29 protein-coding genes are annotated in these 24880 nt (G+C 48.4%); 17 read left to right on the top strand and 12 right to left on the bottom strand.

Annotated features, from left to right (window positions below; genetic code table 11):
- Positions 1 to 208: 208 nt before the first annotated feature.
- The 9 genes from GO755_RS39040 to GO755_RS39000 are packed head-to-tail and all read right to left on the bottom strand — an operon-like array spanning position 209 to position 5706.
- Complete coding sequence (locus tag GO755_RS39040) at positions 209 to 355, bottom strand: hypothetical protein (RefSeq protein WP_157590873.1); 147 nt, start codon at positions 353 to 355, stop codon at positions 209 to 211.
- The gene (locus GO755_RS39035; RefSeq protein WP_157590872.1) at positions 348 to 914 is read right to left on the bottom strand and encodes a hypothetical protein; all 567 of its coding nucleotides are present in this window, start codon (positions 912 to 914) and stop codon (positions 348 to 350) included. The genes GO755_RS39040 and GO755_RS39035 overlap by 8 nt, the downstream gene beginning before the upstream one ends.
- 39 nt (positions 915 to 953) lie before the next feature.
- Positions 954 to 1340 (bottom strand): hypothetical protein, encoded by a 387-nt coding sequence (locus GO755_RS39030; protein ID WP_157590871.1) that lies wholly within the window; start codon positions 1338 to 1340, stop codon positions 954 to 956.
- On the bottom strand, positions 1337 to 1678 hold the full coding sequence (locus GO755_RS39025) for a RepB family protein (protein ID WP_157590870.1): 342 nt from the start codon (positions 1676 to 1678) through the stop codon (positions 1337 to 1339). Before GO755_RS39025 ends, GO755_RS39030 begins: the two co-directional genes overlap by 4 nt.
- 20 nt (positions 1679 to 1698) lie before the next feature.
- Complete coding sequence (locus GO755_RS39020) at positions 1699 to 3183, bottom strand: terminase large subunit (protein ID WP_157590869.1); 1485 nt, start codon at positions 3181 to 3183, stop codon at positions 1699 to 1701.
- Positions 3110 to 3565 carry a DUF5681 domain-containing protein gene (locus tag GO755_RS39015; RefSeq protein ID WP_157590868.1) on the bottom strand — a complete coding sequence of 152 codons (456 nt, stop codon included), beginning with the start codon at positions 3563 to 3565 and terminating at the stop codon, positions 3110 to 3112. The genes GO755_RS39020 and GO755_RS39015 overlap by 74 nt, the downstream gene beginning before the upstream one ends.
- A 2-nt stretch (positions 3566 to 3567) precedes the next feature.
- Complete coding sequence (locus GO755_RS39010; RefSeq protein ID WP_157590867.1) at positions 3568 to 4584, bottom strand: DNA cytosine methyltransferase; 1017 nt, start codon at positions 4582 to 4584, stop codon at positions 3568 to 3570.
- A complete protein-coding gene (locus tag GO755_RS39005; RefSeq protein WP_157590866.1) occupies positions 4572 to 5225 on the bottom strand; it encodes a methyltransferase domain-containing protein in 654 nt (217 codons plus the stop codon). The genes GO755_RS39010 and GO755_RS39005 overlap by 13 nt, the downstream gene beginning before the upstream one ends.
- The gene (locus GO755_RS39000; RefSeq protein WP_157590865.1) at positions 5215 to 5706 is read right to left on the bottom strand and encodes a ParB N-terminal domain-containing protein; all 492 of its coding nucleotides are present in this window, start codon (positions 5704 to 5706) and stop codon (positions 5215 to 5217) included. Before GO755_RS39000 ends, GO755_RS39005 begins: the two co-directional genes overlap by 11 nt.
- Before the next feature lie 120 nt (positions 5707 to 5826).
- On the opposite strand from GO755_RS39000, the gene GO755_RS38995 reads away from it, so the two are divergent.
- From GO755_RS38995 to GO755_RS38945, 11 genes are all read left to right on the top strand, one after another.
- Entirely contained in the window at positions 5827 to 6234 is a 408-nt protein-coding gene (locus tag GO755_RS38995) for a hypothetical protein (protein WP_157590864.1), read from the top strand.
- A 137-nt stretch (positions 6235 to 6371) separates the two neighbouring features.
- On the top strand, positions 6372 to 7082 hold the full coding sequence (locus GO755_RS38990; protein ID WP_157590863.1) for a hypothetical protein: 711 nt from the start codon (positions 6372 to 6374) through the stop codon (positions 7080 to 7082).
- 67 nt (positions 7083 to 7149) lie between these two features.
- Positions 7150 to 7533, top strand: coding sequence for a hypothetical protein (locus GO755_RS38985; RefSeq protein ID WP_157590862.1), 384 nt, complete (start codon positions 7150 to 7152; stop codon positions 7531 to 7533).
- Complete coding sequence (locus GO755_RS38980) at positions 7533 to 7781, top strand: hypothetical protein (RefSeq protein WP_157590861.1); 249 nt, start codon at positions 7533 to 7535, stop codon at positions 7779 to 7781. The genes GO755_RS38985 and GO755_RS38980 overlap by 1 nt, the downstream gene beginning before the upstream one ends.
- Positions 7778 to 8953 (top strand): hypothetical protein, encoded by a 1176-nt coding sequence (locus GO755_RS38975; RefSeq protein ID WP_157590860.1) that lies wholly within the window; start codon positions 7778 to 7780, stop codon positions 8951 to 8953. Before GO755_RS38980 ends, GO755_RS38975 begins: the two co-directional genes overlap by 4 nt.
- A gap of 2 nt (positions 8954 to 8955) precedes the next feature.
- Positions 8956 to 10188 (top strand): hypothetical protein, encoded by a 1233-nt coding sequence (locus GO755_RS38970; protein ID WP_157590859.1) that lies wholly within the window; start codon positions 8956 to 8958, stop codon positions 10186 to 10188.
- Positions 10189 to 10191: 3 nt separating this feature from the next.
- Positions 10192 to 10413 (top strand): hypothetical protein, encoded by a 222-nt coding sequence (locus GO755_RS38965; RefSeq protein ID WP_157590858.1) that lies wholly within the window; start codon positions 10192 to 10194, stop codon positions 10411 to 10413.
- Between the two features lie 2 nt (positions 10414 to 10415).
- On the top strand, positions 10416 to 12923 hold the full coding sequence (locus tag GO755_RS38960) for a DNA methyltransferase (protein ID WP_157590857.1): 2508 nt from the start codon (positions 10416 to 10418) through the stop codon (positions 12921 to 12923).
- 5 nt (positions 12924 to 12928) lie between these two features.
- Positions 12929 to 14656, top strand: coding sequence for a DNA cytosine methyltransferase (locus GO755_RS38955; RefSeq protein ID WP_157590856.1), 1728 nt, complete (start codon positions 12929 to 12931; stop codon positions 14654 to 14656).
- 37 nt (positions 14657 to 14693) lie between these two features.
- Positions 14694 to 14882, top strand: a complete 189-nt coding sequence (locus GO755_RS38950; RefSeq protein ID WP_157590855.1) for a hypothetical protein — start codon at positions 14694 to 14696, stop codon at positions 14880 to 14882.
- Between the two features lies 1 nt (position 14883).
- Complete coding sequence (locus GO755_RS38945; protein WP_157590854.1) at positions 14884 to 15150, top strand: hypothetical protein; 267 nt, start codon at positions 14884 to 14886, stop codon at positions 15148 to 15150.
- Between the two features lie 87 nt (positions 15151 to 15237).
- Here the strand turns inward: GO755_RS38945 and GO755_RS38940 are convergent, their stop codons facing one another.
- Entirely contained in the window at positions 15238 to 15441 is a 204-nt protein-coding gene (locus GO755_RS38940; protein ID WP_157590853.1) for a hypothetical protein, read from the bottom strand.
- A gap of 176 nt (positions 15442 to 15617) precedes the next feature.
- Between GO755_RS38940 and GO755_RS38935 the strand changes: the two genes are divergently transcribed.
- Both GO755_RS38935 and GO755_RS38930 read left to right on the top strand, forming a co-directional pair.
- The gene (locus tag GO755_RS38935) at positions 15618 to 16007 is read left to right on the top strand and encodes a hypothetical protein (RefSeq protein ID WP_157590852.1); all 390 of its coding nucleotides are present in this window, start codon (positions 15618 to 15620) and stop codon (positions 16005 to 16007) included.
- Positions 16008 to 16176: 169 nt separating this feature from the next.
- Positions 16177 to 17367 (top strand): aspartate aminotransferase family protein, encoded by a 1191-nt coding sequence (locus GO755_RS38930; protein ID WP_157590851.1) that lies wholly within the window; start codon positions 16177 to 16179, stop codon positions 17365 to 17367.
- Positions 17368 to 17565: 198 nt separating this feature from the next.
- Here the strand turns inward: GO755_RS38930 and GO755_RS38925 are convergent, their stop codons facing one another.
- Positions 17566 to 19905 (bottom strand): S9 family peptidase, encoded by a 2340-nt coding sequence (locus tag GO755_RS38925; protein WP_157590850.1) that lies wholly within the window; start codon positions 19903 to 19905, stop codon positions 17566 to 17568.
- A gap of 31 nt (positions 19906 to 19936) precedes the next feature.
- Entirely contained in the window at positions 19937 to 21523 is a 1587-nt protein-coding gene (locus tag GO755_RS38920; RefSeq protein WP_157590849.1) for an acyl-CoA carboxylase subunit beta, read from the bottom strand.
- Between the two features lie 105 nt (positions 21524 to 21628).
- Here GO755_RS38920 and GO755_RS38915 point away from each other — a divergent pair, with 105 nt between their 5' ends.
- The 4 genes from GO755_RS38915 (at position 21629) to porQ (ending at position 24790) form a co-directional block, all read left to right on the top strand.
- A complete protein-coding gene (locus GO755_RS38915) occupies positions 21629 to 22162 on the top strand; it encodes an LVIVD repeat-containing protein (RefSeq protein ID WP_157590848.1) in 534 nt (177 codons plus the stop codon).
- Between the two features lie 29 nt (positions 22163 to 22191).
- On the top strand, positions 22192 to 22944 hold the full coding sequence (locus GO755_RS38910) for an LVIVD repeat-containing protein (RefSeq protein ID WP_157590847.1): 753 nt from the start codon (positions 22192 to 22194) through the stop codon (positions 22942 to 22944).
- Entirely contained in the window at positions 22941 to 23648 is a 708-nt protein-coding gene (locus tag GO755_RS38905; RefSeq protein ID WP_157590846.1) for a DUF3575 domain-containing protein, read from the top strand. Before GO755_RS38910 ends, GO755_RS38905 begins: the two co-directional genes overlap by 4 nt.
- A 95-nt stretch (positions 23649 to 23743) precedes the next feature.
- A complete protein-coding gene (gene porQ, locus GO755_RS38900) occupies positions 23744 to 24790 on the top strand; it encodes a type IX secretion system protein PorQ (protein WP_157590845.1) in 1047 nt (348 codons plus the stop codon).
- The last annotated feature ends 90 nt before the right edge of the window (positions 24791 to 24880 follow it).

Genomic DNA, 24880 nt, shown 5'->3' with positions numbered 1-24880 from the left:
AAACCTGCATGCCATTCAAAATGTAAATCAATTTGACCGCAAGGGATTGGAATACTTGACGGTATCTCTGCATTATTAACTGCATCGAAAAACACTATTGGTATTGTTGCAATCTGATATCCATGATCAAGACCTTTCGGTAGTTGATCGAACGCTCGTTGAAAGTCATCAATAGAGAGCAGGGCATAGTCTGATATTCAACTCATAGTTAGTTAAGAGAGATGGTACAAAGTGGTGTACTGATCTTATGCAGCACGAAGCCAATGGATTGATAGCTGACTTTAAAAACGATGTAGCGATGCCAGACATCGGAGTCGATGCGAACGAATCGCCATTTGATGAAGTCGTCAGTCATGAGGATCTCGAATCTTATTTTTGGGCAACAGGATATTGGCATCGAACACATCACAACCTAGCCGACAGTAGTTGCCAAATATTTGCATGAGTTTGTAGAAAGGTATTTCGACGTAGCCCTCAGCATCAACTTTTTCGAGATACTTTTCGATTGGCTTTGTCAGTAGCTTCTGAATATCCGGATAGTCAGAAACCGAATTATCGTCATGATATTTCCATATCTGGAATGCCTCAGGACTTAGCTTTACCCTTACGGGTTCACTTATATTGTAGCCAACGTATTCGGTTTTGGCTTTTACAGAAGGTTGCTTGCCTGTCGCATACCAATAATCTATTTCACGGTGCGCCAAGATTGGGCCATCATAAAAATGGCCTGTCCAGTCAGCCGTAATGCCTTTAGGGTATACCCAACCGAACGGTCCTTTATCACCAACGCCGAAACTGATTTGAACCAGTCCAGATTTATCATCCACTTGTAAAATCTCACCATTGAATGAGTCGGCATCCAGTTGGACTGTTACAGGATGGAATAAATTGTCTTTAGCTTCTTGAATAGTCATGACGTTAAATTGTCTTTAGCTTCTTGAATAGTCATGACGTTAATAGGCTACAGTTGCGATTGGATCAATGGCAATAGATGAAGGAGTATATACCGTTCGACCTTGCCATTGCATATCTAGCTGAGTGCGCAACTCAGGTTTAATACCATCAGCAGGATCGAGTTCACCGCCTGGGGAATTGATTACGAGTTCTCCTGTTGCTTCTTTAAAATTGTGATAGAAACTATTCCATAATGCCAAGTCAGATCGGTACCATTTTACTATAGCGAATGCAGCAGCTTTGACTGTAATCCCACAATAGCACCAATAAGGAATCAGGAAATTTCCCTGACGCCGATAGGCCTCAGGGCCTTGCATTCGCCCTAATCGCCGAATAACTTCTTTTTTAAGCGCCTTTTTATACAAGGCTAGTTTTGACTTTTTCATTTTACTGACTGTCTTGAGTGTGCCAATACGTATCGATACGCCCTACCTCGCTGCCGAACCCGTTCCCGTTTGCTATACACCCGGTATACTTCATCATAATTCTCGCTGAGTTCTTTCGCCAAAAACCGGCTAAATAGCTCGGTTTGTGTCATGCGCTTCATTTTACAATAGCGTTTCAGCTTCTCCTTGCGCTCGGCGGAGACAAAGAAATAGACGTACTTCATGCCCTTCGCCCGGCAGGGATGCACAACACCCTTCGCCCGACTGGGGTATATTTTGCGTTCCTGGGTGGTGGGTGGGGCCATGCGAAAAATGCTGTAGGGTTGGGGATTGCACATAACGAGTTGGTAGGTATTGGTTAAAGAGACATTGGTTTTTTACCCGGTGGCCGGGTGACCTGACCGCCGACGGGTAGCGGTTTTCCGTAGACCGTGAAGACGGCCGCTCGAACGCCATCGATGCCATGATTCCATTTATCAATGGGTTCGTTGGTAGCTTTGCCGCCTGACATCTTCCAGGTATAATTCTTCTTTTCCTTCAATAGATTACGTGATCGTCTGGTCACGTGTACCTTAAATTCCTTAAGCTTGGATATACCTGCATTGACCGAGCCGGGGCCCTTATCACAGCCTTTGGCGTTAAGCCCTTTGTATTGCTTCTCTTTGGGTTTATCGTAAAAACCGCGACTCAATTCTTCTATTGATTTGGGCTCTGCCTTATCGCAAATTGTTTCTATGACCGGATTCATACCCGTTGCATAGAACCATTGTATGATATCCTGATTCGTCAGACCCGTTTCGTAAAACATCTCATCCAGATACAGATTCTGGCCATAGCGCCCTATGGCCGTTGCCGCAGTTGGGTCATTGGTATAGCCGAAGTCAATTCCGTAAAAGGAAACCAGCACATGCGCTGGCCATTCGTCGATCTCAATCCAGTCACTGAAAATGATCAGTTCCTCATTGGGTTTAGGATCACCCTGATACAAGGCATTGAAGGTCGTGGGCGTATTCTTACGAATCGTTTCCATGCGCCGGCGGCTATGCTTCTCTGGCCACAGAGCCTCACCAGGCTCACGTGTGTCATACCAAACAGCATGTTCCTCGGTCTTCAGGGCCTGAAAGTTGAGCAGTACCCAGCCGTCCGGATTCTCTTCTGAGAAGTAGCCATCCCGGTCCAGGAACCTTCCTGACGGATCTTCCTCATGCCAGCGCGTGGTTACGTAAAGCATCTGACTATCGTTGTGCAGACGCGTTTCGACAACGGTTTCGATCCAGTCCCAGGTCTGCTCCCTCAGCTGAGAGGACTGAGCCTCGATGTTATCTTTAAACAAATCGTCGAGTACCACCCAGTCAAGTGGATTCCCAGTTAAAGGACCCCGGCGACCAACCGCCTTGAGTGAACCCAGATAGCCGACAATATCGAATTCAGCCTGCGTTCGAACCGCGTTCTCATCCTTGGCCGTGGCTAATCGAACATTTGGAAACAGGTTGCGGTACCGCTCACTGCTCAGCCGGTGCTGAACCTCACGGGAGAACTTACGGGCCTTATCCGCTGAAAAGCTTAGAATAGCCCCTTTGCTGTCCGGGTTTCGACCAAACAGAAAACAGGGCAATGAACGAGTAGACTGCTCCGATTTACCATGCTGCGGAGGCATGGTGATCATGAGCTTCTTAATTTGACCGAGGGCAAATAGCTGGAGGTGATCCGCCGTCACTTCGTGAAACCGCTTCATCTTGTAGCGGGTATTCACGTAGGGCACGAATTCTTTAAATTCCTTCCTGGCCAGCTCCCTCGTCAGCAATTCGTCTTCTAATAGCAGCTCTTCGGCGTATAAGTTCATCGGTACTTAACTTGCTGAGGTCGTCAATCACAATCGGGTTATCAGGCTGGCCACCCAGATCAATCGGCTGAGGTACCCGTCCTTCGGTCCGATTAAGCACTTCCTTGAAAAACTGGTAATCCCCTTTCAGCGCCTTCTGCAAACCACGAACGGCAATGGCCTGGTTGATCGTCGTCTGTCCGTTGGTGCTTATCGTCGCTGTCGATTTGGAAACCTTGCCGTCCTGATCCGTGACGGTGATATCCAGTTTGATCTCAGAGGCCTCGCCAAATTCTTTCATCCACTGGGAGATACTCCCTCTGGGTCGTCCAGCCGGATTACCGCTTTGCCCTTTCTGAAACTGCGTATCCGGATTGCCGCTTTCTCCTTCACTAAATGGCATGGCTATTCCTGTTTTATTCCTGATACCTTATCCAATATCTGAGTCGCAATCGAGCGGCCAATGGCTTCCATCATCTTCGGTGGTACGCTCCGACCAATGCCTTCGGCCTGCCGGGACCGACTACCCGTCAGGATATAATTATCTGGGAAAGACTGGAGCCGCTTTAGTTCGCCGATGTACAGATTGCGCGGTTCCGACCAGTGCGTAAGATCACTGCCTACGTGAGCCGTCAGCGTGAAAGCGGGCTTATGCGCATGGAGTCGTTTACAGGAAAACCACTTATAGCCATCCCCCACCCGCATCGAGCCTTTGTCCATGCCTTCACCGGGGAACGTTCGACTGTAATACGTTCGGTAGATTTCCGATAAGGACACGTCCTCGGTCGTATCGATGATGACGCCCTTCAAGGCCTGGGCAGCCGTGACGATTTTTCCGACCGATCCGGGATAGACTGGTTCCAGGTTCAGATCAGAACGTACCCCCTGAAAGATGACCCGCTCCCGGGCCTGCGGTACCCCGTAGTTTGCAGCGTTCATCAGTTTGGCTTTGGTGATATAGCCGGCGGCTTTGAAGGCGCGCAGGAAGTTATTGAAGTGACCAATCGATTTACCCTTGATCAGGCCACTGACGTTTTCAGCGACAAATACTTTGGGCTTGATGACGGTCAGAAAGCGAATAAACTCGTAAAACAGATCGTCGGTCCGCTGTTTTTTGTTACCATAGTCTTTCACTTTACCCCAGCCCTCGGAGACGATTCCGTTGGTCGAGAAGCTGCTGCAGGGGGGTGAACCATCGAGAATGTCCAGCTCCCCGGGCTGAAGCTCGTGATCAGCCAGTATTGCGAGCGGGTCCAGGTCACGAATGTTCCCCTGATACAGATGGGTGGTGGGGTGATTCAGGCGGTAGTTCTCGGCCTGATAGTCCAGAAATTCAACGGAAGCTATAACCCGCAGGCCTGCCTGCTTATAGCCTTGTGACGATCCCCCAATCCCGGAGAAGGTCGATATTACTTTATACATAGCCAGGCTTTGAAATGCAGGTATTGCCAGAAAGGAAAAATCCTGGCGAAGCGCGTGAAGAGCTTAAGGTTTTCCGGCTCGGTCTGCGGACGCATGATCCGGCGCAGCGCCAGTTGTTTGTCCAGAACTTCCTCGGCCGTGAAGTTTTTGAGTTTCATGTCGTAATAGCCGAAGGTGAACAGATCCTGAATCAGCCCGTCGTCGATGAACGTTTTCTCGGCAACGATGAAGGCACCGCCCGGCTCCAGAGCCTCATAGACTTTATCGACAACGGACTGACGCGCGATGACGGGCAGGAACTGAAGCGTGAAAATCGAAAAGACCAGATCCGTCGGCGTGAGTCGAAACCGCTCCGAGGCTAAATCCATCCGGTGGCGCTCGATGCGTAAATCCGATGACTGTTGCAGCAGATTGATCGATACGTCGATACCGACCAGCCGAACCGATCCGGGAACCTGATTGGCCAATAAACTCAGCAAAAGCCCCGTCGAACACCCCAGGTCATAGACCGTGGAGTCGGTTTTGACAAAGGAGGTGCTCAGTCTGAGGATGGCTTCACGCAGATTGCTATACGTCGGGATACTTAAATCGATGTGGTCGTCAAACTGCTGAACGGTATCGAAACTAAAATCACCATTCATACTTGCAGTTGGGGCAAACGTGGGTCGTTACCTGTTCGTCGACTTCTTTTTCTTTCTTGACCTCGCTCATGTCGAAGGGATCAAGGCCCATACCCGTAATGTCCAGATTAAATTCGTCACCCAGATCCTTGATCACATCAGCATCGAAATCAAGATTGACCTTGCCGACCTGGTTGTCGAGAAGCGCCATCGTGCGGCCTTCGGGGGAATCAATGTCCAGATCGTCGCGCTGAACGACGACCAGCTTTTTGCCGTCCGAGTGAACGACGATGATCTCCTCGATGCCCAGCGACTGGGCCATCTCCGTGGTTTTGTTCCCCCCAATCAAATTGCCGTTTTTATCGGCCAGTACCGATCGACCAAGCCCCACCTCCCGAATGGACTTCTCCAGTAGCGCCGTGCCGAACTCAGTACCACGGTTTGCGTTGCGAAGATCAGGCTTTAGATCTTTGATGGTTTCCAGTTTCTTTTTTGCTGTCATTGTCTTTTAGAGTTTATCACAAATATATACAACAAAATACAATTTATTTTTTTGTTCTTTTTGTTGTTTTTTAACCTTACATTTCCTTATTTTACAACGAAATCTAAAAGATAAACTTCAATGGAACGATCAATTTCACCTTCGCTTGGGGTTCGCGCCCTGACCGAATTGCAACTCTCGGACTGGCAGTTCATGCTGGACCAGCTCAATGAGCAGACTGGCGACCAGGACGCCATTAACTACGCGACCCGGCAGATTGCCCGGCTCAAGATTGAATTAGCGGCTGATAGCCCCGCTGGAACTGGGCTTGATACCCACGTTCGGTCAGCAACCCACGGCGACGAGCCAGCCTTTGTCGTTGTCGGCGAATTCGATGGTCTATCGAAACGGGAATACTTCGCCGGTCAGGCACTCATCGGTATCCTGTCTCTTGGTGGTGTTTATGACGACTCGCCTACTGCTCTGGCGATGGATGCGGTCGCCAATGCCGATGCACTGATTGCCGCGCTTAACCAATCCGGTACCTAACATGACACATCCGCAGAATTCAAGCAGTAACCAGCGTTTGCATCTAACCCATAAATGATATACCCGATGGCCCGGCGGGAAAGACCGGGTCAATTTTTCTCTCCGATTTACTTTTCAATTACTTCCCATTTACCATCATGGCAAAAGTTGCATTTCCCCGCGAAGAGTTAACCGCCGATCAACAGGCGTCGCTTAAATCCTATCACGCTGGCCTTGACCAAGACGGCCAGCCCGTCAGCAAATTCAAGTATCTCGAAGGTCACCCCAAACAGATTCGCTTCGATGCCAAAGACGGCTCGTTCAATATTAATGGTGATGCTAAAACCTCGTTTAAAACGCTTACGTTTCAGCCCATTGCCTGGCGCATATTCACCGATAATATTCTGAATATGGGTACCAAGAACTGGGCGGAGATGTTCTTTATCGACGATAAGAACTGCGTTAGCGCCGTGCTCTTTCATGGCTACAGCGTCGATAATATCTTCCGGCTCATCGAACCTCTCTATTACGACGACCTGACCCTTGCTGACGTGATCATCAGGGCCATTCCCGAAAAGAAGGAGAACACCAAAATCCAACCCAAGGGTGTCTATTACATCGCAACGTTCAGCTATACAATGGCCGATGCTACCGAAACGAAGCTCCTGACTGACTTTGCGTTGGACGTTCCCATTTTCCGACAGGAGACGCTGACAGATGTGGCAAATATTAAGACGGCCATGAATTACTTCAATCCGTTTGTCGGTTCGCGGCTTAACGACAAAAACAGCGCCTATCAACCTACGGGCGATCCCTCTGCGCCTGCTGAATTATTCCTTGATCAACCCCGAGACGGTCAGGAATCCTAAGCCATTCTTCCACCTGCCCACTGGCAATCAAAGTCAGTGGGCTTAACTACCCATTTATATGAGCACTATGAGCACGCAAGACCGGGTGAAAGCAGCCCTTCCATTAGCTCTACAGTTCGTCGTTTTCAGTCAACGGCTTAAGGAAATTGAGACTAGTTATCCTGATGTTCCTCGCAATATTTTCCGCTCAGTTGATGAGGCCAAAGCCTTCGACAAAGAGTGTGCAGATTATGATCAGGCAGTCAAAACTTTGGATGATGAAGCTTCCCGCCTGAAAGCAACCATTAAAAAAATGGAGGAATGGGGCCCAGATGACGAACCCCGCACCCTATCTACCCTACTATCTGGCTATGATAACGAGCCGCCCATCGTCGTAGTGGTCACGGCGAAGGATCGAAATTTTAAGGTTTTTGAGAATGAGGGGTTTCTGGCCTATAAAGATTGGTCCTAATGGCTGTCTGCGGATGCGAAGTACTCGATCATGGCGATGATCCCGGTCGCTATACCGTCATCTATTTCGATGGCCGAATCCTGACTGTCAATGAAACGGGTAAGGTGCTCTTTCAACGCAAATGTCATAAGCCCAGCGGTATCATCTATGAACTTAGTCGCCAGACCGGAATACACATTCTCAAACCGAGCCGGGTACCGCTACTCCTTAAAAAGATCGAATTGTTTTTAACTCCTGAACAAGAATGACTACCGAAGCCATCACCGAAACTGAAGAAGTACATAACGCTGCCGTGGTGCCGACGGCTGACACCAAACCCATTAAGTTTTCCGTAACGGATGCCGCCATCGAAGAGATGCGCATCAAATTTATGCCACTCGTTATTAACGGGCCCGACGATAAGGAAGGGTATAAACAGGTCTATGAAGCTCGTCAGATCGTCAAAGATTCGCGGGTAGGTGTTGATAAAAAACGCAAAGAACTGAATGAAGATGCGCTGACCTGGCAACGGAGCGTCAATGGGGAAGCCAAGCGCATTACGGCCCTGCTGGAAACGATTGAAGATCACCTGGAGAAACAGGAGAAAACTTATAATCAGGAGCGCCAACGCATTGCTGAAGCGAAAGCCCTTGAACAGCGAATGCGCTACCAGAGCCGACACGAACAGTTAGTGAAGGCTGGTTTTGCCTACAACCCGGAAGGGGATTACTTTCATTTCGGCGAGTTGAGCATTTTGGTTGACGATATCCGAGCCCTTTCCGACGAAGAGTATTCGCCAACCGCTGAGCTAATTGAAGAAATCAGAAAAACAGAAGAGATTCGTCTTGCCCAGATTAAAGAGCAGCAGAAGCAGGAAACGGCTCGCATTGCCGCTGAGCAGGCCGAAACTGCCCGCAAGAATAAAGAAGAAGCTGATCGTTTAAAGGTCATTGCAGATCAACAGAAAGCCGCTCAAAAACAACTAGACGATGCCCGTAAGCAATTAGAGGCTGACCGTCGGAAGATGATTCTCGACAGCCGGTCACCGCAATTAGTTAAGGCTGGCTTTGAAGTGACTGGTCCCTGGTTCAAGCTGTCCCACTTCTTTAAGTTTGGCAATGATGATGTCATCGATATGACCGACGGGCAATTTACGGATCTGCTCATCGATGCAAAGGCCAAAGTTAAAGCTGCTGCCGATCAGGAAGCCGAGCGAATAGCGAAAGAGAAAGCCGCCGATAAACTCAAAAAAGCGCAGGATAGAGAACGGTCTCAGCGCTTGGCACCCGACAAGAAAGCCCTTAAAAAGCATCTGTTGACGGTATTTGAGAAGCCGCGACCAATGAATCTCCAGCCAGAATCGATTGAGTATTTAAAGCAGCTGTATGATGGCTGGGATGCCTTTGTAAAACAACAGGTGGAATTGATAGAAGCATTATAGGTATGAGCGCTGACACTATCCTTCCTTCAGATTTACATCGAAAGATTCTTGATTGGTTGCTTGACTATGCGCCAACGCCAATGATGCGTTTAGTCGCTGGTTATTCGCTCTCGGACACCGTTGAGTGGTACAATCGAATCATGACGAACGACCTGAATCGTTGGGCTGATCAGGCAACGATATTAATGGGTCGTACCCTAAAACTGGTATCGATGAAGCTAATCGATGATGGCAAAGTCGCCGTCTTTATCTATAAGCCTTACGAGTCAGATGCCCAGGAACTAACGATTCGACAGATTCTAGAACCTGTCCAGAAACTGAATAAGGCGTATCGCCGGAATCAGGCCGTTGATAAGGCCAGTGCCCTCAGTTTGCCAAAACTACTGGTTGGTCTGATTAGTGAATGTGACGACAGTGGTAACGAAATGCGGGTGATCATCCCTGAAGGTGGCCCCGCGCATGGAAAACTTCACCAACTCATTGATGCTGCACTGCTTGAGAACACGGTAAAAAGTGACAAAGCGTTAGTCAAATGGGGTATTCCACTGCATAAACTCAAAACACAATCCCTGCAAAAAAACCTCTATAAGGGATTATTTTTTGAATTTATTAACCACCTGTCTATTCATCTCTATTCAGAATCCTATAGCTGGGGTGGTAAACTGTTCATCAATGTCATTCTGCCCGAATGGGATGCGGAGAAACTCCTACGGAATGATATTGATAAGCTTAGTTTACCAGAACCAAAGCCCGTTGAAGTGATTGAAAAACCAACTGGCCGAACCTTCCTGCTAGCCGGTCAGACTTTCACGGAGGGCGACAAACTGACCATCATCACTCCCGAACTAGGTACCCTGATTGCGACGACAACGATTCAGCCGTTTGGAGCAAATAAAGTAGTCGGCCTTGAATTAACACCCCTGCTGTTTGTAACGAATTGCTCATCAAAGCTCTCGTTTTACTCGAATGGACAGGGCTATCACACCTTGCAGTTGGCCTATCACTGCGGCTGTGGTCATAACGTACACCCCCGCTCATTGCAATGGTTTGGCCTCGAAATCGATGGTACCACGATTCGGGCAAAGGAGCCGGCCCGGCCGGAAAAGCCATTAAAGCCACTGGTGCTGCCGCCGATCAAAACAGAACAGCTTGCCATCAAGCCAGAAGTTAAGCCTGTAATTAAGCCAGAACCCGAAGTAAGCGCTAATAAAAAAGGTCAATTCCTATTATTCTAAGCTATGAGCCGACACGCCAATTCAGGCCTACTCATTCAGACAGGCTCTGGCAAACTTGCGCTTTGGTACCATAAAGACAAGCCATTCGAATGTAACGATGGCAAAACGAGGGTATTCGTAACGCTGCTTGATGAGGAGTTCAGACCAATACTCGACGCGGACGGTAAAGCCAAACCCGTCCTGACCAATCCTGCAACCTGCCGAACTATCGGCTTTTCGGACTAATCATGAGTAACTATCAAAAATTTATAGAAAGCAAAGTTGTTGCCGCTCCCAGGTCGGGCTTTGTTGTCAAGCCAGAAGACTTACACGAGTCACTATTTCCACACCAACGCGACTGCACAGTCTGGGCACTATATGGTGGACAGAGGGCCATTTTCGCCGGTTTTGGTCTGGGTAAAACGCGGATACAATTAGAGATTTGCCGTCAGGAATATTTGCGATCGGGAAAGCCGTGTTTGATCATTTGCCCACTTGGTGTTCGTCAGGAGTTTGTTGAATTTGATGGACTTGCTCTAGGAATGACGGTAGAGTACATCAAAACAGAAGCGGATGCCGTACTGACTACAACACCCTACCACCTGACCAACTACGAACGCATCCGGGATGGCAATATCGACCTGAGCCGGTACCAGTGCGTTTGTCTGGATGAAGCCTCTTGTCTCAGGTCGCTGGGCTCGAAAACCTACATCGAATTTAACGAACGGTTTCAGTCGGTACCCTCGCGGTACGTGGCCACGGCGACACCCTCGCCAAACGAGTTTATCGAACTACTCAACTATGCCTCCTTTCTGGGCATTATGGACGTTGGTCAGGCTAAAACCCGGTTCTTCCAGCGCAATAGTGAGAAGGCGGACAACTTAACGCTACTACCCCACAAGGAAGAGGAGTTCTGGCTGTGGGTTAGTACCTGGGCGCTGTTCGTCAATAAGCCCTCCGATCTGGGTTACAGTGATGAGGGGTACGATTTGCCGGAAATGCAAATTCATTGGCACCTGGTTGATACCTCGAAGGAAGTTGAAATTGTCGGTCGTGACGGTCAACTCCAAATCTATAAGGATTCGGCGATCGGACTTGCGCCGGCGGCTAAAGAAAAGTCGAGCAGTATGCAGTTGCGGTGGAACAAGGCAGCCAGCATCATTGAAAATGATCCCGGTCACTACCTGATCTGGCATCATCTCGAAGATGAACGTAAGCTAATCGAGAAAAATACCGATCGGGCGAACGTTAAGACCGTCTATGGCACCCAGAAAGACGATCTGAAAGAAAAGCTGCTCATTGATTTTGCCAATGGTAAATACCCCATCCTGGCCACGAAGCCAGAGATTGCTGGACAGGGTTGCAACTTTCAACGCCATTGCCACCAGGCTATTTTTCTGGGCATAAACTACAAGTTTAACGAGTTTATCCAATCCATTTTTCGAATCGTTCGGTTTGGCCAAACCAAGGTTTGTCACATCCATATTATTTATACCGATGCGGAGGATCATATTCGACGAACACTTCTACGGAAATGGAAACAGCATGACCGATTGCTGGCCAATATGCGAGAAATCATTGGTCGGTACGGCCTTTCGGGTGACGCGACGATCGCCATGCGCCGGGCAATGGGCGTTGACCGGATTGAAGTAAAAGGCGACCGGTTTACCTGCGTCCACAACGACACGGTACTGGAGCATGAGCGCCTACCCGACAATTATTTTGATTTGGGAATAACCAGCATTCCCTTCAGCATTCAGTACGAATACTCAGCTAACTACAACGATTTCGGCCACAATGCATCGAATGAAGCCTTTTTTCACCAAATGGGCTTTCTGGTACCCAACATGTTACGTACACTCAAACCGGGCCGCATTTACGCCGTACACGTAAAAGATCGTGTTCTGCCTGGTAATTTTTCCGGCCTGGGCATGTACTCGATTTATCCATTCTCGCACGATACCGTCAGGTGTTTTCAACAGCATGGCTTTGTCTACTGCGGAGAGATCACCATTCCAACGGATGTGGTGAAGGAGAACAATGGAACTTACCGACTGGGTTATAGTGAAATGTTAATTGATGGCACTAAGATGAGCGTCGGTGTGCCGGAAAAGATATTGCTGTTTCGCAAACTACCATCCGACCAATCCAATGCCTACGCCGATGAGCCCGTCACTAAAACCCCTGAAGCGTACTCACTTGCCAAATGGCAGATTGATGCGCATAGCTTTTGGCGATCATCAGGTGACAGGTTGCTGACACCGTCAGAAATAGCCACGCATGACCTTCAATACGCCATGAAGCTCCTGCGCGCCGAATCAGCCCATACGGTTTATGACTTTGATCGGCATGTGGCCATCGCTGAAGCGTTGGGTAAAGCCGGTAATCTACCCACTGATTTTATGGCTGTTGATCCGCAAAGCTGGCATCCTGATGTTTGGGCTGACGTGGTTCGCATGCGCTCCCTGAATACCAATCAGGGCCAACGACGTGAACAGAAACACTTGTGTCCCCTGCCTCTTGATATTGTCCGCCGGCTGATTGATCGCTATTCGAATCCGGGAGATCTGGTTGGCGATGCGTTTGGCGGACTCATGTCGGTCCCGTATCAGGCCTTGCTGATGGATCGGCGCGGCTGGGGTTGTGAGTTGAATTATGATTACTTCAAACCCGGTGTTAAGTATTGTCAGCAGGTCGAGCGAAAACAGGCCATACCGACCCTATTTGATACCATTAACAACCAGGAAGCTGCTTAAAAATTATGATTACATTAACTGATATGTTTTGTGGTTGCGGTGGCAGCTCAGAAGGAGCCCGCAATGTTGCCGGTACGCACGTCCAATACGCGCTGAATCACTGGAAACTAGCCATTGAAAGTCACAATACCAACCACCCCAATACCCACCATGATTGTGCCGACATTTCCGAAACCCATCCGGCCCGCTACCGATCGACGACGGGGTTAATTGCCTCGCCCGAATGTACCAACCATTCACTAGCGAAGGGGCAAAAGCGGAAAAACCTACATCAACAGGAAATCTTTCAGAATAAAGCATTTGACCCCTCGGCTATTCGAAGCCGGGCCACCATGTGGGACGTTCCTCGCTTTGCCGAAATTCATCGGTACGAATTCGTCATCGTGGAAAACGTTGTCGATGTTCGGATGTGGGAATTATTCGACCCGTGGCTCAAGACGATGCATGCACTAGGCTATCTACACGAATGTGTATATCTGAATGCCATGTTCGCCCATGATATGTCAGGCCGAAAGTTTGCCCCGCAGTCACGTGACCGAATCTATATCGTTTTCTGGAAAAAGGGGAATAAAAAACCTGATTTGGATATCCGCCCAAAGGCTCCGTGTGTCAAATGCGGTACCGTCGAGGCTTATCAGAGCTGGAAGAATGGACGCCGGGATGGTAAGTATAAAACCCAGTACATTTATCGCTGTAGCGTCTGCATGGACCCCGTTGTGCCGTTTTATTATGCAGCACTGAACGCACTGGATTTATCGCTGCCGATGCAGCGCATCGGCGACCGTAAAAAGCCGCTGAGTCCGAATACGATGGCGCGTATCCAATACGGTTTAGATAAGTATGGTCTCCAACCAACCCTATTGGATCAGGCTAATCCCAGCGGCAACCGGGTTAGATCGGCGGAGCAGGATTACCTACAAACCATCTGCGCCCGGAATGCTAGCTATCTATTTTCGCCCTATATGTTCGATATGTCGTTTTCGCATTCACGAACGGATCGTACGTATGGTTTTGGCGATGTTTTCCCGACACAGACCACGCAGGAGAGTATGGCCTTTGTGAGTCCGCAACCTTATCTATTAGCGAATCGGGATAGCTCACCAGCCCGCTCACTGACGGAAGTAATTCATACGCAGACCTCCGCGAATCAGGAAATGCTATTAATTCCTCCCAACTCGTTTATCGTACCGAATCGTAAAAGTACGCCCGCCCGCGAAATGACTGATGCCCTACCAACCATTACGGGTCAGCGCAATAGTATGTCTCTTATTATTCCCATTCATGGTACCGCTCGCCCAAGAAACGCACAGACCGAAGCCGCTGATACAGTTATGACCAGCGGGCATAGTGGAGTAGTGACGAGCTTTATGCCGATTCATCGCGGGCAGAGCAAAGCACAACACGTTACCGATCCGCTTGCAACAGTCTCCTCAATGCGAACGAGTAGTCTGGTTATGCTCCCTTATCATGGCCAGCCTCAGGCCAATCAGGTTTTTGAAGCCTGCTCAACGGTACCCACTCGGGATAGTATAGCTTTGATCGACACCAGGCCCGCCATTGAGGATTGCTATTTTCGCATGCTGCAACCCAAAGAAACGGCCAGAGCGCAGGGTTTTCCTTTAGATTATACGATCCTTGGAAACAAGTCTGACCAGCAAAAGCAGATCGGTAATGCCAACCCACCCCCGACGATGGAATTACTGGTGTCTCGTTGCGTTGACTCGCTTTTATGACAGATTTAACCTCAATCATTTCTTACAACCTGACCCTATGTTCCACAACTACTCACTCATCAAACAGTATCCCCTATCACTAATCGTGTGCTGCATCTGTATCCTGCTAATCTGTTATCACGCCAGGCCACTCACTTATCAGGGCAAACAAACAGTAAGCGGCCTATTCGGCATCGTCGTCGGCGTGCTGATCGCAACAATTAAACTACTATTTGAACGCGACTGACATGATAAATCACATAAATATGACCTGTGATTTGGATCACAACCGGCAACCGATTGGCCCGCACCAAACAACCATGACGTTAACTCCCGTATGTGAGCAGATTATGAAAGAGCGAGTTTTCCCTTTTATGGAAATTGAAGTCTTACAAGGAACCAGAACGCTACTCGATGACGGACAGATTGAATACAAATTTCTGCTGGATGATGAGAAGGCTACAGCTTTAAGAAAGGCACTGGTAACAGTCATTTTCCCGACAACAAACAACTAAGTTGTAATAGATACTTCATGCGCCTACGGGCCATGAGTAGTGTGGATAGAAGCGGAAACGCTGGCTTCAGTTGAGGCCAGCGTTTTTTTATAATAGGTTCAGGGCCTCTTTCACTGCATTCTTGAGCCGCTCAAGGGCTTCGGGATTTCCAGTGGCCTGATACTCTGCCAAACCAACTTTACCGTAGATATCGACCGTATTCCAGGCGGTCACGTGCGAATTGGGATCATTGGACAACTCGATATATTCCCAGAGCAGTTGTCGAAACTGGGTAAACTCCTGACTAACCAAATCAACACGTTGCCCAGCCGTCAGGGCCTGTAGTCTGGATTCAGCCAGTATAAGTTCGCCAATTGGAGAATTAGCGGAAGGTTGAGAATTTCACATACTATGGGAACAGGTCAAGCTTTTTTTTGTTGTCTTTTCGCCTTACATTTCAAGTCAAATATAGCATACATCTAAAATATATGAAACCCGAAATGGAATCGAATGGCATCATGTTCGAACCCAAATATCGAATTCGCCACTTAGTCTATGAAGACTTTACGAGGGAACGGGCATTTCTGCGAATGATCGTGTGGGTTGATGATAGGTACATCAAGAAAATGCCGTTCGGCTTCTCAATCGAATCGACGTTATATGGAGATAACGGGGAGCTAACTACGGAATACTTAACGGTCGCTAATTACCCAAAAAAAGTCGAAATCGAATATCCGGAAGGCTCCGGTAAATTCATCGAACAGGTCGATATCTGTTTCGCGCCAACTGAACAGTTTATGCTTTATCAGCATACGCCACCCGAAGAAATCAATCCAAATCCAATCATTATTAATCAGGGAGAAGACCCGCAGGAATGACGTAACTTTGACCCGTTTTTAGATAGTAAATAAGCGATGGGTTAACCCATTGTTTTACTAGTTTTCAGAACAACAGTATTAACTTATTGCTTTTCAGTACATAACATCTATTTGCTAACTTACTAGCCGAGGGTGTTAGGATCTGAGAAGTACCACTGAAAGTTTTATCATGCAAACGGTTACTCACCGCCAGTTATTTTTTCAGCATATAGCCCAGACCTCCGATTTCCCGTTAGGGTTGGAAATTGAGCGAGCCGAAGGCATTTATCTTTTCAGACAAGGCGATCACAAACCGTACATGGATCTGATTTCGGGCATTGGCGTGAGCAATGTCGGACATCGACATCCACATGTATTAGAAGCCATTCAGAACCAGTTGGATAAGTATCTTCACCTGATGGTCTATGGCGAATATATCCAAACCCCTCAAACCCAACTGGCTCACGCACTGGTACAAACGTTACCTGCTGGCTTAGATAATGTCTATTTCACCAACTCTGGCACCGAAGCGGTTGAAGGAGCCATGAAGCTGGCGAAACGTTATACGGGTCGTACCGAATTTATCAGTTGCCTCAATGCGTACCACGGCTCTACACAAGGGTCGCTTTCGCTCTCCGGCGATGAGAATTTCAAGCAAAACTACCGCCCCCTCCTACCCGATATTCGGCACATTCGGCACGGAAAGCTGGACGATATTGAACGGATCACGTCGCGAACAGCGGCCGTTATTATAGAAGTGGTAGCGGGTGAAGCGGGCGTCCGTTTAGCCGATGTGGCCTACTTCCAGGCCCTCCGGCAACGCTGCACCGACGTGGGTGCTTTGTTAATTTTTGACGAAATTCAGACAGGTTTTGGTCGAACCGGGACATTCTGGGCATTTGAAGCCGTGAGTACGATACCCGATATTCTGCTATGTGCCAAAGGCATGGGAGGTGGTATGCCGATTGGTGCGTTTATTAGCTCGGCAGCGATCATGAGCGTATTCAAAAACAACCCAATTTTAGGGCATATCACTACGTTTGGCGGGCATCCGGTTTCTTGTGCGGCCTCGCTGGCTACGCTTCAGGTGATTCAGGAACAGAAACTGCATGAACAGGCCGAAGCTAAAGGACAATTATTCCGACAATTGTTAAAACACCCAGCTATTCGGGAGGTGCGCGGCAAAGGGCTGATGCTGGCCGTTGAATTTGACTCGTTCGAGGTATTAAAACCCGTCATCGACCGGGCTATTGACAAAGGAGTCATTACCGATTGGTTTCTATTCTGCAACAACTCGATGCGGATAGCACCGCCCTTGATTATTACAGAGGAACAGATTCGGGAAGCCTGTGCTGTTATTCTAGATGCAATTAAGGGATAGCCAGTAATGCCATATCTTTTGAGATATGGCATTACTCTTACCGCCGATTACACTCACGGAAACATGACTGTCAATGTTCCGACGATCAGCGCCAGACTAAAAATAATTAGCAGCCCAATAAGTACGGTTCTTAATAAGCTGCCCGGTCTTTCAGGTGTTGGAGTTGCCATACGGTTGTATAGAATTACGGTTTTCTGCTTATCGAACGCTACTGCGTGAGTCGGGCTTGGTTTCTATCTGAAATTCCTTCGGCGGTTCAGCTCCCAATAGGTTTTTCACAAAATAATCCCAGCGCCGACGGGTCATGTAGGGCGTGTAGCTGCCATATCCATGCGCACTATTCGGAAACACAATCAAATCATAATCTTTGTTGGCTTTCTCCAGCGCTTCAACGACCAGCAAGGTATTATAAGGAGGCACATTATCATCCATCATGCCGTGAGCGAGCATCAGTTTACCCTTCAGATTTTTGGCATAGGTCTGGTTGGCCTGAGCAGCGTAATCGGAAGCTGATGTCAATCCATTATACCGTTCGCCCCAATCGTCCTCGTAGTTGCGATTGTCGTGGTTACCTGATTCGGAAATACCTACTTTGAAGAAATCAGGGTAACGGAACATAGCTGTAGCGGTGGCGAAACCTCCACCTGAGTGCCCCCATATACCCACCCGAGTCGTATCGATATACGAGTATGTTTGCGCCAATTGCCGAATGCCCGTTATTTGATCGGCCAATGTATTGTCGGCCATATTTCCATAGCTCATATCATGGAAACTTTTGGAACGTAGCGGATTACTCGTTCCTTCCAGTTGAACGACAATAAACCCAAGTTCAGCCAACGCCTGATGATCCCCCCTGGCAGCCGAAAACGACCAGCTACCCACACTTCCTCCCTGAGGGCCTGGATAGATATAATCAATTATCGGGTATTTCTTGCCAGCATCAAGCTGAGTAGGTGTGTATAGCAGCCCATATATATCAGTCTTACCATCGTGCGCTTTTACCGTAATTGGAATCGGGGGTTTCCAGCCGGTAGCCACTAGCCGGGAAACATCCGTTTTTTCAAGATTGGTAATCAGTTTCCCGTTTAACGACCGTATTACGGTAACCGACGGCACATTTGGTTTTGAGTAACTATCAATAAAATAAGCACCTGAAGGAGAAATAGTTATCTGATGATTGCCTTCTTCAGGAGTGAGTACCGTAAACTGTTTTCCATCAAATCCAATTTGGCAAAACTGACTAAAATACGGGTTGGAAGCCTGTCGACCGTTCACCATGAAGTATAACAGGCGTTTCGTTTCATCCACTTTTAGCAGTTTCGTTACCACCCAGTCGCCCTTGGTAATCTGGTTTTTTAACTTTCCCGTTGTGGCATCGTATAAATATAAATGACCCCAGTTGTCACGCTCCGAGAACCAGATAAATTCATTAGTCTTATTCAGGTATCGCCAGTTGATGGCACCCCATCCTGATTCATATTGCGTAGAGACTGTTTCTTCAAAAACGTCTCGCACAGCACCCGTTGCGGCATCGGCCAGGCGAATTTTTTCCTGTTTGTGGTCGCGCGAGGTAGACACGAATGCCAACTTTGTTCCATCTTCGGTCCAGTTTACATCGTCGAACGTTCCACTGCTGGCGATATCATCACTTAGGGTAGCACGGTGAGGATCAGGAGGAATCTGCAACGAAATCACCTTGGGTTCATCTACATTGATAATGACCCGTTGAATGGTAGCAATGTCTTTATCGCCCGGTAACGGATACTTCCATTGTTTTAAGGTAGGTTTCCCAACGTTAGTCGTTACCAGATACATATCACTCACATTACGCTGATCCTGTTTAAACGTGGCAATTTTCTTCGAATCAGGCGACCACGCTAGTATAGGTCGGTCGCTTGATTTCCAGCCCGCATTATCAGTAGCGTACCCAAAGTCTTTTATACCATCGGTAGTAAGCTGCGTTTTCGTACTGGTTTGCAGATTTCGAACCCACAAATTATAGTCTTTGATGTAAGCCGCCTGTTTTTTATCGGGAGACAGGACTTCATTGCCTCCACCGTTTCGTGATGGTCGCGTTTCAGTGCTCGACATTGGTGGTACCACAGATGCGTCGGCCGTCAGCTGACCTGATAGCAACTCATATTTCCACTGTTTGCCATCTGCCTGAAGTATAATCGATGCATTATCGGGCGAGTAGCTAAACTGCTGAAATGGCAATCTGGTGGCCTCATAGGTCTTGCCAGTTGCTTTCGTGAGAGCTTCGGCCAGTTTTTGGTGATCAAACGCAGCCGACCGAGTTCCTTTAGATGGGTCAACCAGGATAAATTCGCTACCCTTAGGATTTAAATCGCGATACCAGAACCGGTCGCCAGATAGCCAGTTAGGGCGCACACTGCTATGATCAACAAATTGCTCAACGTTTGAGCCAAGAAATCGCTGTGCCTGCTCATACTGATTGGTTGTCAGCGTAGGACGTTGCTGCGCCTGAGCAGCTATAAGTAGAGCGAAAAAGCTACCTGTTAGTAAAGTTATCTTCATAAGGTATTAATGAAAGCGCAAGAAGGATATGTTACAATGGAATATTCCCGTGCTTTTTCTTCGGCATTGTGGCCACTTTATTTTCCAGCATACTGAACGACCGGATGAGTTTCTGGCGGGTCTGGGCGGGCATGATGACCTCGTCGATATAGCCTCGATGCGCGGCCCGGTATGGGTTGGCGAACTTCTCAGTATAATCCAGTACTTTCTCCTGCAACTTGGCTTGTGGATCTTCTGCTTCGGCAATTTCGCGCTTGAAAATAATCTCGGCAGCGCCACTGGCTCCCATTACGGCAATCTCGGCCGATGGCCAGGCATAGTTCAGGTCAGCGCCGATGTGTTTGGAATTCATCACGTCGTAGGCACCGCCATAGGCTTTACGCGTAATGACCGTCACGCGGGGTACGGTCGCTTCGCAGAAGGCAAAGAGCAGTTTAGCCCCGTTGGTAATGATACCATTCCACTCCTGATCAGTGCCGGGTAGAAAACCGGGAACGTCTTCGAGCACGAGCAAAGGGACATTAAAGCAATCGCAGAAACGCACAAAACGGGCTGCTTTCGTACTGGCATTTATGTCAAGTACACCCGCCAGCACTGCCGGTTGATTACCCACAATGCCAATACTCCGCCCCCCAATTCGGGCAAATCCTACGACAATATTCTCCGCGAAATTCTTGTGAACTTCCATGAAACTGCCCACGTCCACCAGCTCGTCGATCACCTCCCGCATATCGTAGGGTTGGTTCGGGTTATCAGGGATTAAAGTGTTCAGGGCAGGTCGCGACTCATCGGATGGCTCATAGGCCAGCCTAGGCGGCTCGTCTTCGCAGTTCTGCGGAATATAGCTAAGAATCTGTTTAATCGACTGAATACAAGCCAGTTCATTAGCGCAGGAAAAATGCGTTACGCCAGACTTAGTACTATGCGTGCTCGCTCCGCCCAATTCTTCTGCTGTAACGGTTTCGTGCGTAACTGTCTTTACTACGTTTGGCCCCGTTACGAACATGTAGCTCGTGTTCTCGACCATGAAAATAAAGTCGGTGATGGCCGGGCTATAAACGGCCCCACCCGCACACGGCCCCATTATGGCCGACAATTGCGGAATCACGCCTGAAGCCCGAGTATTACGGTAAAAAATATCGGCATAACCCGCCAGCGACAATACCCCTTCCTGAATCCGGGCACCACCCGAATCGTTCAGACCAATTAAGGGCGCGCCGTTTTGCATAGCCAGATCCATCAGCTTGCATATTTTTTCGGCGTGGGTTTCCGATAAGGCTCCCCCGAAAACCGTAAAATCCTGCGCAAAAACGTACACTAATCGCCCATCTACCGTCCCATAACCCGTTACAACGCCATCGCCAAGGTAATGCTCTTTATCCATCCCGAAGTCGCGGGTGCGGTGCATGACGAACTTCCCAATTTCTTCAAATGAGCCTTCGTCTACCAGAAGCGCAATGCGTTCCCGAGCGGTCAGTTTCCCTTTTTTATGCTGAGCGTCAATGCGTTTCTGTCCACCACCCAGTTCGGCTTCGGCATTTTTATGAGCCAGAATTTCTGTTTTAGATAATTTGGGGGAATTGGCCTGATTAGTCTCTGGATGGGCTTCCGGTTGCATATAATATGGCTTCGTGAAATCAAGTATAGACAAAGTTAATTTTTCTTACGGATTCCAACGGCCTGGATTGATTTTGTGTCCTTAGGCTATCAACTAATTTTGGCTATGAATCGACTTCTGCCTGCATTCATTTTATTGGCCATATGTGTATTCTTCGACGGTTGCGGTCGTCCTTATGCACCCAGTCCACCCACTACCGGCGACATTTATCGGCCCGTTTATGCGTCCTACGCCGATATTCGAACGGTCCAGACACTGGCTCCACAACCGCTTAAAAACGTAGGCAAAATTTACATTAAGGATAAGTATCTGTTCATTAATGACGTGGGTAGCGGTATTCATGTCATGGACAATAGCGATCCGGAGAAGCCCGTGCAACTGGCTTTCATTGCTATTTTAGGTAACCAGGAATTGGCGATAAAAGACAGTATTCTTTATGCCGACAATGTAACGGATCTGGTCGCGCTCAACATCGCGAATCCACTTAACGTCCGGCTTGTGAAGCGTATCGAAAATGCATTTGAGTATTCAACCTACCCAATAGCCACCAATGTACGCTTCGAATGCCCTGACCCTAACAAGGGGGCAGTCATTCGCTGGGAAAAAGCCGCTATCGAGAATCCGATGTGTTACCGATAGCCTCTACAAGCTTCAAATCCACAAACACCATGCGATCAATTATTTCCTCAATTTTAGTTCTCTGCCTGCTTACCGCCTGCTCCAGTGCATCGAGTAGCGATGCGCCATCGCCAGGCTCGGGCACAGGTGGCTCAACGGCTCGCTTCACTGTCAGCGGAAACACGCTCTATACGGTTAGCAATACTGCTTTGCAGGCGTATGACATTTCGTCTAGCAGCGATCCTAAAAAAGGGAATAAAACGATACTTGGCTTCGGCGTCGAGACTATATTCCCCTATCAGAATAACCTATTTATTGGCACGCAGACGGGCATGTATATCTATGATATTAACCAGCCCAATGCACCCAAATCGGTTGGCATCTATACGCATATTCTAAGCTGCGATCCAGTGGTTGTTCAGGGTAATTACGCGTATGTAACCCTTCGAAGCGGCACTAATTGCCGAAATCAATCGGTGACGACCAATAGTCTCGACGTCATTGACATCAGCAATTTAGCCAATCCAAAATTGCTGCGAAGCTATCCAATGACCAACCCGCGCGGCCTGGGCGCTGATAGCACGCTGTTGTTCGTTGGCGAGGGAGACTATGGGTTGCGGGTAATGGACATCAGCGATCCGACCAATGTGCGGGAGTTGAACTATTTCTATGATACGAAAACCTATGACGTGATCCCGGCAAAAAAACTACTGATCGTTACAGGGCCGAAAGGAATTTTCGAGTACAGTTACGCCGATCTCAAGCAATTGAAACTCCTCAGTACAATCCCCGTTCAGCCATGAAAAACGTTCGTCTGATCGGTTTAATCGCTCTATTTTTTGGGGGTGTATCGATAGTGTTGGCCCAATCTGTAAAACCCCTACCACTCCCCTCTCTCGACGCGGAGCAAAGCCAGCGCTGGGTCGTTAAGTTTGCGCCACTCAGTTTGTTTGATCCCAACAATACGGTTCAGTTTGGGATAGAACGACTTCTTGGTCAACATCAGTCCATTCAGGCTGAGTTTGGATATGGCCCCCAAGCAATGAACCTTTGGCGAAACTCAACAAGCTCGCGGTATTCAGATAATGAAATCTGGCGCGGTCGAGCCGAGTGGCGGTATTACTGGCACGGTGGACCAATTGGGTCGTATATGGCGCTGGAGGGGCTTTATTTACAAAAAAATGCGTACGAAAATGGTACTGTTGGTATTGGCTGCGAAACTGGCCCATGCCAATATTATCAGCTCTATTCGTCACCTATAGCAAAGCGGGTTTGGGCGGGTCACCTGAAATTTGGGCGACAGTTTCCATTGTCACCCGACAAGCGGTTTTTAGCCGATTTCTATGGTGGACTTGGTGTGCGCTGGAGTACGCTTGATCGATCATCAGTGCCGGGGGGATTGTATTATTTTCAATCGAACGGAATCAGTCTGGTTGATCCATTTTCGTATACGCCACATCCTACCATTAGCCTGTCATACGGCATTAAGTTTGGGTATTCGTTCTGAGTCAGTTGCGCATCGTTTTAGCTTGGAATGTTGCAGGTTATGCGTTCGCTGGGCTAAAATGGCTTTCTTTGTAACAAACTGCGAACAATTTCTGCTTGAAAGCCTGTTTCATTGCGTTGCTTTTGGCCTTCCTTTGGCCGGTTCTGACGATCGCTCAGCCACTGAGCGGGCAGCGCATTTTTTCATTTCTCGATCTGCCTACGCATGCCCGTGTAGCAGCCCTGGGTGGACAGGTCGCCACGGCTACAAGCCCCGACGGTTCGTACCATCTCAATAATCCTGCTCTGGCTGATTCGGTTAGAGACAATCAATTAGCCATCAGTCTGATGCCTTATCTGGCAGCTGCCAAATACTACACGTTACAGTATGGCTTGCCGATACAATCTAAAGTACCGGGCCGGCATTCTGGATGGGCGGCTGGTCTGCAGTATTTGAGTTATGGACAGTTTACCATGACCGACCCTGTTGGCAATACCATCGGCACTTTCTCGGCCAATGATTATGCATTGAGTATTACTCACGCTCGCACAGAAGGCAATTTTACGCTCGGAGCAACAATCAAAGCAGTTGGATCAAGTATCGAAATGTACTCGGCTTTTGGTGTGCTGGCTGATTTAGGCGGAGTTTGGCGACACCCCAAGAGGGATCTCACGTTTGGGTTAGTGGCTAAAAATGTGGGGTATTTGATTAAAAATTACGGTTCGCTCGATGCTGACTTACCGTTCGATTTACAAGCAGGCGTAACGATTAAGCCAGAGCACGCGCCTATTCGCCTGACGCTGACAGCCCACCACCTTCAGCGCTTCGATATTAGTTATAATGACCCAAATCTGAACATCCGCTACGATCTGAGCGGCAATCCGATTCCCCAAACCACCAGTGTGACCGAGAAAATAGCCCGGCACCTCAATGTCGGCGTCGAACTGCTGGTTCATCGAAATGTGAATTTATTAGTAGGCTACAACCACCAGAAACACCAGGAAGGTAAGTTGACAACCAGCGGAGCGGGAGCTGGTATTTCTTTCGGAGCATCGGTGCAGGCGAAGGGGTTCCAACTAACATACGCCCGATTTACATCTGTCCCCACCGCCGGAACCAGTCAATTATCCTTGCGAATTGACTTAGATCGCTGGTTGAAGTAACCCAACTATTGCGGCTATTTCAACTCCCCTTTTATAAAAAAATCTAGGCTGTTTTTTTGTCATCCCTCATGCTCCGGGATGACAAAAAAA

The organism is Spirosoma arboris, from assembly GCF_009754945.1.
Taxonomy (GTDB): Bacteria; Bacteroidota; Bacteroidia; order Cytophagales; family Spirosomataceae; genus Spirosoma; species Spirosoma arboris.
Note: the sequence above shows the minus strand (reverse complement) of the source record. Positions and strands in the feature narration are given on the sequence as shown.